The sequence below is a fragment of the Okeania sp. SIO2F5 genome, assembly GCF_010692685.1.
Taxonomy (GTDB): domain Bacteria; phylum Cyanobacteriota; class Cyanobacteriia; order Cyanobacteriales; family Microcoleaceae; genus Okeania; species Okeania hirsuta.
This window is the reverse complement of sequence record NZ_JAAHGU010000197.1, coordinates 1-10,811: the sequence shown is the minus strand read 5'-3', so window position 1 is coordinate 10,811 and position 10,811 is coordinate 1. Positions and strand designations below refer to the sequence as shown.

At 36.7% G+C, this 10,811-nt stretch carries 6 protein-coding genes and 1 pseudogene; 6 read left to right on the top strand and 1 reads right to left on the bottom strand.

Annotation, left to right across the window (positions count from 1 at the left end):
* Window positions 1–263: 263 nt before the first annotated feature.
* Window positions 264–1,223, bottom strand: coding sequence for an alcohol dehydrogenase catalytic domain-containing protein (locus F6K27_RS30775; RefSeq protein ID WP_287275075.1), 960 nt, complete (start codon window positions 1,221–1,223; stop codon window positions 264–266).
* A gap of 1,102 nt (window positions 1,224–2,325) precedes the next feature.
* Here F6K27_RS30775 and F6K27_RS30770 point away from each other — a divergent pair.
* From F6K27_RS30770 to F6K27_RS30750, 6 genes and pseudogenes are all read left to right on the top strand, one after another.
* Window positions 2,326–3,741, top strand: a complete 1,416-nt coding sequence (locus F6K27_RS30770; protein WP_287275074.1) for a serine/threonine-protein kinase — start codon at window positions 2,326–2,328, stop codon at window positions 3,739–3,741.
* Window positions 3,742–3,827: 86 nt separating this feature from the next.
* A complete protein-coding gene (locus tag F6K27_RS30765; RefSeq protein WP_287275073.1) occupies window positions 3,828–5,228 on the top strand; it encodes an ABC transporter substrate-binding protein in 1,401 nt (466 codons plus the stop codon).
* A 192-nt stretch (window positions 5,229–5,420) separates the two neighbouring features.
* Complete coding sequence (locus F6K27_RS30760; RefSeq protein WP_287275072.1) at window positions 5,421–7,088, top strand: serine/threonine-protein kinase; 1,668 nt, start codon at window positions 5,421–5,423, stop codon at window positions 7,086–7,088.
* 1,119 nt (window positions 7,089–8,207) lie between these two features.
* Window positions 8,208–9,056: a serine/threonine-protein kinase gene (locus tag F6K27_RS30755; protein WP_287275071.1), complete on the top strand. Its 849-nt coding sequence runs from the start codon at window positions 8,208–8,210 to the stop codon at window positions 9,054–9,056.
* Window positions 9,057–9,566: pseudogene (locus F6K27_RS34180) on the top strand (WD40 repeat domain-containing protein); the annotation flags it as partial.
* A 12-nt stretch (window positions 9,567–9,578) separates the two neighbouring features.
* Complete coding sequence (locus F6K27_RS30750; RefSeq protein WP_287275070.1) at window positions 9,579–10,250, top strand: WD40 repeat domain-containing protein; 672 nt, start codon at window positions 9,579–9,581, stop codon at window positions 10,248–10,250.
* The last annotated feature ends 561 nt before the right edge of the window (window positions 10,251–10,811 follow it).

The window sequence follows — 10,811 nt, the reverse complement described above, 5'->3', positions numbered from 1 at the left end:
ACGACCGGATTAATTCCTATTGAAGAAGTAAGAAGTAAGAAGTAAGAAGCAAGAAGGGGTAAATATTGAAAGAAAGGGAAAAACGATAGAGATAACTATCTCAAATCAATTATAACTGCTATTTTTAAGCATATCTAATCGAGATGCAGTTTTTATAGCATTCTTTTTTGAAACTGATATTAGGCAATAGTTAGAAATAGTTTTGATGCTTGCTGCTTTTTGATTTGAGGTGTATAAACTTAATTTCAAAAAAAATCAACAGCCTATTCCTGCCCAATATCCACTAATACTTTTAATATTCCCTTCTTCTGAGCATGAGCAAAAGCATCAATTCCTGCTTCTAGAGGATAATGAGCTTGGATTAATGGCTTGACATTAACCTTCTGTTGTGATAGTAGTTCCAATGCTGGTTTAAAAGGTCCGCAACGAGAACCAACTAAAGTAATTTCATCCACCACCAACGATGAAATATCCAAACTCAGATTCCCAGCATAAGTACTTTTGAGGACCAAAATACCACAAGGTCGAAGAGCACGACGAGCGATCGCAAATCCTTCTGGGTTGCCAGTACATTCCACTGCCACATCAAAAGCTCCTGTAGTAACCGCATCAGCAAACCCAGTTTTAATTCCCCGCTCCTCTAAATTTGCCAGTTTTTCCCGATGACGACCAATAACCAATAACTGACAATCAGTCAAAGCTAAAGTTTGTGCCACCAATTGTCCGAGTTTACCATCCCCCACTACTAAAACTTTATCTACTGGGCAAATTTGTATCTGTTGCTGAATTTCTAGTGCTGCTGCTACTGGTTCGGTAAATGTAGCTTCATCGGTTGAGACATTTTCAGGTACCGGATGGAGATTTTTTACTGGCAAGGTGAGATATTCGGCAAAAGCTCCATTGCGGTTAACTATTCCCAAGACTGTCCGATTTTCACAGTGGGTAGGTTGGTTGCTTAAGCAAAAGCGACAATAACCACAAGCAGCATTAATTTCTCCTACCACTCGTCGATTGAGTAAATTTTCGGGTCCTTGTTCGACCACACCAACAAATTCATGGCCTAAGATTCCTTTGTAAGGGTAGTAACCTCTGAGAAGTTCTAGGTCTGTATTGCAGATACCGGCACGCAAGACGCGGACAAGTGCTTCTCCTGCTGGGGGTTCGGGTGTAGGGAGGTCGCTGCGGAGTTGGAGTTGTTGATTTTCTAGCCAGATTCCTTTCATTATTTCTATTTTTTGAGTAGGTTTAGTTAATTTGATTTTAGGCCTTGAAGAAGGAGACAGGAGACAGGAGACAGGAGACAGGAGACAGGAGGAAAATTACATGGGGATTCGCTCCCCCAAGTAATGCGTGAACACTCCAGTTGACGGTGGGGTATTAAACCCACAAAGAAAATGATAAAAAAGTAGGTGGGATAAATCTAGTGTTATTCCTGCCAGTCGTAAATTTAAGGAGACAGGAGACAGGAGACAGGAGACAGGAGACAGGAGACAGGAGGAAAATTACATGGGGATTCGCTCCCCCAAGTAATGCGTGAACACTCCAGTTGACGGTGGGGTATTAAACCCACAAAGAAAATGATAAAAAAGTAGGTGGGATAAATCTAGTGTTATTCCTGCCAGTCGTAAATTTTGTGATATTTGCTTACTTTTGGTTAACCTAAATTTTTTTGTGCCTTCTTAACTTAAGAGTTAATACCAATTTGATCAATGTTTGCTACAAATAGTGGCTTTGTTGCATGAAAGTTGCGATTCGCTCCGCGATCCGTCCCAGAATCGCAAAATCACCCCTGTAGAAGAATAAATGAGAATAGTACTTTGTCACTTTCCGGCTGACAACTTTGAATCATACTGTTGACCATAGCACATTGTATGAATAATTCCACTGGCTGACTATCAAATTTTCGTCGTTGCAACTTGCCTCCAAACATCACTTTCAGCCTCAACATTGTGGTCTGGGATCAGGAGCGTCCGTGGTAGCCACTTTCACCCTTCCATTTCTTTCGCCCACAGATGCCAATAGGTCTGAGGTTCTCATCTCTAGGATGGGGCTGGACTTTACCGAATAATTAAGGTTTAAAGCCTCTCCTTTAGATTTGATTAATAAATCGGCTGGGAAATATTTAAAAGATTAAACTAATCTAACTATTTTATAATTCCTGACTTCTAAGTAGAACATGGTAAATTTTGGGCACTATGTATCAAATTGTAAATTAGCTCAAAAGTTTATATTGATTGCCTTTAGGGTTTTTTTTGATTAAAAATGCAACGTCTTTTTTTTAGTTTGCTCTACTTAAAACAAGCTATAAATTTCTCAAAAAAAATAATGACTAACAGAATACTTAGGCATCGTTATCAAGTTATTTCTGAGTTAGGAAAAGGTAGCTTTGGAACTACTTACCTAGCAATTGATTTATACTCTCCTAATCATTCTCAATGTGTTGTTAAACAACTAGCTCCATCAGACCCCAGACAGAAAGTTTTTCAAGTGGCTAAAAAATTATTTGAAAAAGAAGCAAAAGCTTTACAAAATTTGGGAAAACATAATCAAATACCTACATTTTTTGACTACTTTGAAGAGGAAGGAAAATTTTATTTAGTACAAGAATTTATTGAAGGAAATGACTTAGCAAAAGAGATTGATTCTCAAAAAATATTTACAGAAAATGAGGCCGCTAAATTATTAACTGAAATATTAGAGGTTTTAAAATATGTACATCAGCAAAATGTAATTCATCGTGACTTAAAGCTTCAGAATATTATGCGGAGAAAATCTGATGGCAAAATTGTCTTAATAGATTTTGGGGCAGTTAAAGAAATTAAAGGATTAACAGTTACAAGTTCAGGTCATACAACTACAACAATAGCAGTGGGAACTCATGGATATATGCCTAGTGAACAAGCAGCAGGTAAACCTAAATTTTGTAGCGATATTTATGCTGTGGGAATGATAGGTATTGAAGCATTAACTGGAATGCGGGCAAATCAGTTTTCTGAAAACCCATCTACTGGTGAAATTATTTGGAAAAAGCAAGTTAATGTGAGTAATAACTTGGGTTTAGTTCTGGATAAAATGGTGTTGTATGATTGGAGAAATCGTTATCAAACTGTTGATGAAGTGATAGGCGAATTAAAGAATATTGTTAAACCCAGACTTTCTAAAAAACGTTTGGGAGTTGCTTTTGGTATTGCTGCTTTGGGTATTGTTGCTTTGGGTGGTGTTGCTTCTGTTATTCTTCCTTCTATCTTGTCAAAAGGAGTCATAGAAGCAGGAGAAGGGAAAGATGTGGAGGCAATGTACAACCGTTTGGATGCTTTGACAGAAGCAGGACAATGGCGTCACGCAGATCGACAGAATTGGCAATTAATTAACCAAATTGGCGATCGAGATGGGGATTATTCTTATATATCTGAAGAAGAGGCAAAGCAATTTTCTTGCCCAGATTTGCAGCGAATTAATCAAATTTGGACACAAAGATCGAATGGCAGATTTGGCTACACTGCCCAGCTTCAGGTAATTCAAGAAAATGGGGACAACCTGAAAGTTTTTCGAGATGATGTTCAGGCTTGGCGACGGTTCGCGATGGCCGTAGGATGGAAAACAGGAACAGATAAGGATGACAATGGCTACCTCTTGGATAAAGACCTTAAGTTTACAATGGATGCTCCAAAAGGACATCTCAGTACCGACGATGAAAATTTTGACTTAATTCTAATTCGAGCTTCCCAGTGTGAATTATGATCTAAAGAGATTTGAATGTGCATAAGTTTAATCCTCCCAAGAACTAATATTAGTTGAGTTTTGCTAAATTTTTGTTTTTTTTATTTATGAACAGTATATTACGAGTTAAACTGCTAAAGCTGATATTCCTTAGTTTCATAGTCTTTATTGTCATTTCTTGTGCTGAAAATTCTCCTATTAATGGTGACGCTATTTCAGAGCGTATTACATTTGGAGAGAAATCCTTAGCAAATCCAGAGGAAGTTAGACCTGAAAGAGAAAGAGGAATTAATTCAATTGCCAATAAGAATTATGATCGTGCATTTAGAACCTTAACTAATTACTTGGAATCAACACCCAATGATCCAGAAGCACGAATTTTTCTGAATAACCTAGAAGTTGAAAAAAGTAAAAAACCTTACCACGTTATTGCTGTATCTATGCCAATTAGTAGTAATTTGAATGCTTCTCTGGAAGTTTTGCGTGGAATTGCTCATGCTCAGTATGATTGGAATTTTTCTAGATCGGGTGCTGAAGGAATGTTGAAAATAGCAATTGCTGATGATGATGATAATGACTTTAATAATGGTACAAAAATTGCCGAAGAAGTTGCTACAGAGTTAGGCAAGAGAAAGGAAATTCTAGGAGTAGTTGGTCACTACTCAAGTGACACTTCCCTAGCAACAGCCAATATTTACAAGGATAACCAGCTTGTATCGATATCTCTTAGTACCTCTGTTGAGCTAACAAATTACAGTCCTTATTTTTTTCGCACCGTACCTAACGATCAAGCAGCTGCAAAAGCTTTAGCAAAATATGCTCAGGATCAGTTAAACTCAGTAAAAGCAGTGGTATTTTATAACTCAGATAGCAAGTACAGCAAATCGCTAAGTCAAGAATTTATCTCTGAGATAGGGAGAAGGAATATTATTCTGAGAGAAGACCCAGATTGCGATCTATCTACATGGTCAAAAAATCCTGAAGATTGGCGTGATAAAGCAACTAAAGTTCTCAATAGGGCAAAAGATTCAGCACAGGTTATAATGCTAGCTCCTAGCTCAGGTTATTTAGATCAAGCTCTGGAAATACTTCAGGTTAATCAAGGGAATTTACCAGTATTAGGTGGGGATGAGGTTTACTCTGCAAAGACTCTTGAGAAAGGTCGAGATAGTGCTGTCAAAATGATTGTAGCTATAGCATGGGATATTGAAGTAAATGAAGCAGGTTCAGATTTTCCAGAACGCTCTCGAAAACTTTGGGGAACTTCAAGTGTGAATTGGCGAACAATTACTGCGTATGATGCAGTTCAAGCTCTGGGAAAGGCAATTGAAAAACAAACTCAACCAACTCGTGAAGGTGTTCGGGAGGAGTTATCATCAAACTTTTCTACACCTGGAGCATTGAGAGCAGTGAAATTTTTAGACTCTGGTGACTATGATGGTGATATTCAATTAGTGGAAGTTGTGAAGATTGGCGATGGGTATGACTTTGTACCTCTTAAGCGTTAACGAAGCAACATTTTAGGTGTGTCGGTCCAGTAGGTTGGGTTAAGCGATCGCACAACCCAACAATTATATACCCTATTGTATGCATTTGTTGTCAGCTTTAAAATATTTAAAAGATTAAACTACTCTAACTATTTTCTAATTCCTAACTCCTAAAAAAAAGCTATAAATTTATCAAAAAAAATAAAAAAAATAATGATTAACAAAATACTTAGGCGTCGTTATCAAATTATCTCTGAGTTAGGAAAGGGTGGTTTTGGAACTACTTATTTAGCAGTTGATTTAGACCTTCCTAATTGTCCTCAATGTGTGGTTAAACAACTAACTCCTTTAGACCCGCGTCCACAAGTTTTTCAAATTGCTAAAAATTTATTTGATAAGGAAGCAAAAATATTACATCGTCTGGGAAAACACGAGCAAATTCCTCAGTTATTTGCCTACTTTGAAGAAGATGGGCAATTTTATTTGGTTCAAGAATTTATTGAGGGATATGACTTAACAAAAGAGATTTATTCTTGGAATAAATTTTTAAGGAGTAGATTGAGAGAAGATGAGACTGTTCAATTATTAACTGAAATTTTGTCAGTTTTAAAATATGTGCATAAGCAAAATGTAATTCATCGTGACTTGAAACCTGAGAATATTATGCGGAGAAAATCTGACGGGAAAATTGTCTTAATAGATTTTGGGTCGGTGAAAGAAATTAAAGGATTAACTGTGATGAGAGGAGGTAAAACAACTGTAACAATAGCAGTAGGAACTCCTGGATATATGCCTAGCGAACAAGCAGCAGGTCGACCTAAGTTTTGTAGTGATATTTATGCTGTGGGAATCATGGCTATTGAAGCATTAACTGGAGTTAATGTAAATCTACTTCCTAAAGATATCTCAACTGGTAAAATTATCTGGAAAGATCGAGTTAATGTAAGTGATAATTTAGGTCGGGTTCTTAGTAAAATGATGTTGTATGATTGGAGACATCGTTATCACAGTATTGATCAGGTGATGGCTGAACTCAGAGTTGGTAGTTATTCTGCTAATGCTACTACATATCAACGTACTTTCTTTTCTAGGAAACTAGTTAACGATTATTTCGCAACTGTTGCAGGTTCTACTGTTCTTAATGTTGGGAATTCTCTACAACCTGCACTCTCTAATGATATGCGTCTGGTTTCAGATAGTGGGGTTGACTATCGTAAGTTGCGTGACTTATTAGCGGCAGGAAAGTGGAAAGAGGCAAATCGGGAAACAAATATAGTTATGCAAAAAGCTGTCAAAGCAAGATGGCTAGTTAAGCCACTATTTATGTCGAGATTAAATTCCAAAAGTATCAAGAAAATTCCTTGTACCGACTTGCAAACTATTAACAAACTCTGGGAAAAATACAGTAATGGGCACTTTGGGTTTAGGATTCAAAAGCAAATTTACTTGGATACCGGAAATCTACTTTTAAAAGATAGAAAAGAAATTTATCAACGATATAGAAAAGAAATTTATCAACGATTTGGAGAGAAAATTGGATGGAAACTGAAGCGAAATTGGGGATTTTTTGGTGGATGGTTATTCTACCATAATATAATCTTTGAAAGAAATGCTCCTAGGGGACATCTCCCGGTATTGGCTCCTATTAGTTTAAAAAAAGTAGAATATTTGCTAATACTTGCTTTAGGCAGCCTTCTTTTATTTTGCTTTTACTTTTACTTTTACTGGGAGCAATATAGGTTTATTGATTTGATTATAAAATCTGTGTTTATTTGTTATCTTGTATTTCTATTTAAATACCTTTTACAGTTTAGTTTGTCGCAGTCTCATGATCTTATTTGTACTGTCTCAAAGAAGCTTGATGAGCATGATAAAATATAAGCCTTTGATTCATCAACAGAAAAAAGTTTTAGCAAGTAATTTGTAGGGAGTTTTCTTTATTTGAACATTTCCATAGCTAGCACTGAGAATTTTCACCGAAAAATAAAGGTTTAAAGCCTCTCATGAGCAAGGAGAAACAAGCGGTTGAGGGATGGCGATCTTCGGAGCGGGTCTGTAAGAACGGGTCTCCTCGCCATATCCAATCGACCAAGAGAGAAAAAATTTTCCTTTTATTCAATCCTCTTCCTTTTAGGGAAAGGTAATTATCAATTATCAATTATCAATTATCCATGATTGAACCCCACTCCGTTCCACTTGCCATCACAATATTTACTTAATTGTCATTGCGAGGGGTTAGTTACAGTAGGTTGGGTTAAGCGATAGCGCAACCGAACAATTATGCAGCCTATTCCATATAAATGTAGCACAGTAATTCCAGTACTTCAGACCAACAATAATCAAACCTTAATTCAACAGTTCAAAAACTGTTTGAAAATATACTCCTACTGTACTTCATAAACCTGAAATTTGCTGTAAGTATTTGTTGGGTTACTCCTGCGGAGAAGCAAGCTACGTTCCTCAACCCAACCTACAAATTGGTTAAAATATTAAAATATAAATCCAATTCAAAAAAAATCAAGAAATAATTATGGCAAATCTCACAATTAATGACTTACCTGATGAATTAATGGCAAAAATTCAAAAATTAGCTAATAAAAATAATCGCAATTTAAGTCAACAAGTTATTGTAATTTTAAAATAACTTTTGCAAGATGAAAAACCAAAATTGCTAACTTCTCAAAATATAGATACCACTTAGTCAGAAAAACGCAAATTAGTTCCCCAACTTATAGCCAGAATCGAAAAAGCAATTATGAGTCAATCCCAATTACTAACTATAAAATTAAATGCCCAAGATTATATCGGTGCAGCCTAGCGTAGCTATATTGCCTAGTAAAAAAAAGTTCAAAGATTAAATTGACCCCTAAAATAAATATTATAGCTAAAAGATTACTTTGATTAATAAATCGGCTTGAAAATATTTAAAAGATTAAACTACTCTAACTATTTTATAATTCCTGACTCCTAAAACAAGCTATAAATTTATCAAAAAAAATAATGATTAACAAAATACTTAGATATCGCTATAAAATTATATCAGAGTTAGGTAAAGGTGGTTTCGGGACTACCTATTTAGCACTAGATTTAGACCTTCCCAATCATCCTCAATGTGTGGTAAAAAAACTAGCCCCATATGACCCACGACCAGAAGTTTTTCAAGTTGCTAAAACTTTATTTGAAAAAGAAGCAATAATATTACAACGTCTCGGGGAACACAATCAAATTCCCAGATTATTTGCCTACTTTGAAGAGGGTGGGCAATTTTATTTAGTTCAAGAGTTCATAGAAGGAAATGATTTAACAAAGGAAATTTATTCAGGGAAAAGTTTTAGTGAAAATCAGACTATTCAACTCTTAACTGAAATCTTGGAAGTTTTAAAGTATGTACATCAGCAAAATGTAATTCATCGTGACTTAAAACTGCAAAATATTATGCGGAGAAAATCTGATAGAAAAATTGTATTAATCGATTTTGGGGCAGTGAAAGAAATTAAAGGGTTAGCAATTACAACTGGGGGTCATACAACTATGACAATCGCAGTGGGAACTCCTGGATATATGCCTAGCGAACAAGCAGCGGGTCAGCCTAGATTTTGTAGTGATATTTATGCTGTGGGAATGATTGGTATTGAAGCATTAACTGGAATACAAGCAAATCGATTAGTTAAAGACCAGTCAACAGGTGAAATTGTCTGGAAAAACACAGTTAATATTAGCGATAAATTAGTCTTGATTCTAGATAAAATGGTGTCAGATTACTGGAAAAATCGTTATCAAAGTATTGATGAAGTCATAATTGAATTATCTAATATTAATAATAATGTCAATTACCAATCACAACAATAAATATCAAAGCAACATACAGTTTTAATAAATAGTAATCAGCATAATAGTCAGCCAAAAACTACTTTTCCTCCCACTTCCTCCTCATCAACTTCTGCTCAAACTTTAGTCAAAATAGGTGTAGGTATTGGTATTGCTTTCAGTATTATTATTGCTTCTATTATTATTAATAATATTTCTAGAGAACAGGAAATATTCTCATCCTCACCTACTAGAAATAGTCAAAATGAGGGAGCATCAGTTAAAACTTCAACTCCCAACCTCATCTCCTACGCCACTAATATTTCTGAAGTTCGCACCCTCAGCGATCATAACGACTGGATTCGTACTGTTGCCGTTAGTCCTGACGGACGGACTGTTGTTAGTGGTAGCTGGGACAAAACTATAAAAGTTTGGGATTGGATAAATGGTAGTCTCCAAGGGACTCTTGCTGCTCAGAGTGACAAGATTTTTGCAGTCGCTATTACCCCCGATGGACAGACTGTTATTAGTGGTGGTGCTGATGGCACTATCAAAATTTGGGATTTGGCTACAGAAAGTCTGAAAGCTACTCTCACTGGTCATAGCAAAGCGGTTTATTCTATTGCCATCAGTCGCGACGGACAAACTGTTATTAGTGGTAGCGCTGATGGCACTACCAAAATTTGGGATTTAGCTACAGAAAGTCTGAAAGCTACTCTCACTGGTCATAGCAAAGCAGTTTATTCTGTAGCTATCAGCTCGGAGAAACAGATTATTGTCAGTGGTAGTGCGGACGGGACTATCAAAATCTGGAATTTGGTAACGGGTAGTCTTATAAATGATCTCCGTAGTCATAGCGATCGGGTTCTTTCTGTTGCTATTAGCTCCGACGGACAGAATGTTGTCAGTGGTAGTGCGGACGAGACTATTCAAGTCTGGGATTTAAGATTTTTTTCTAAAGTTGAAAACGACATCATATTAATCAGCAATCTCAAAAATACTCTCACTGGTCATAGCAACGAAGTTTGGTCTGTAGCTATTAGTCCCGACGGTCAGACTATTGTTAGTGGTAGCGAGGACAAAACTATCAAAATTTGGGATTTAGCAACGGGTAGTCTCAAAAATACTCTCACTGGTCATACGTGGGTCGTGACTTCTATTGCCATCAGCTCCGACGGGCAAACTATTGTTAGTGGTAGCGATGACAAAACTATTAAAATCTGGTCGGTGCGTTAGTAGGTAGGATATTGATGCAATATGCACGGAAGTCAATTCCAGGAAGCTTTCTTTAATAGAGTTGTCGCTAAATAAGGGAAAAAAATTACTCTAACCTAGACAGAGCAATAATTCCAAGCATTATTGATATTCAATAGCTACAATCCTTACAGAATAAGGTTTTTGGGATTTTTTTTAAGTTATAAAGCGACAAGTCTAATGTTAAAATTATAGCGCTACGCGCAAGGCAACAGGCAACAGCGGTGCGACCCCGCGTCGGCATGAGACGCAAGCGGTCAGACCCCGCGACGACGCCAGCTCACTTGCAGAATGCTGACCAAGAGAGGGAATGCTGACCAAGAGAGGGAATGCGCACTCCTGTGAGGCAATAGTCAACAGGCGAATATAAAAGGGTTTCAGCTTCTATTCATGTCAAACACCTTAATGGGTAGCGCTATAGAACCCCTAAACGGATCTTTGTGAGAGAGTATAATGGATAGAAAATGCCATACTCAAGTAGCTTGACAGACAGCGAGTGGGCTTTAATTGAACCACTGCTGCCCAAAAAAAAAAGAACTAAAC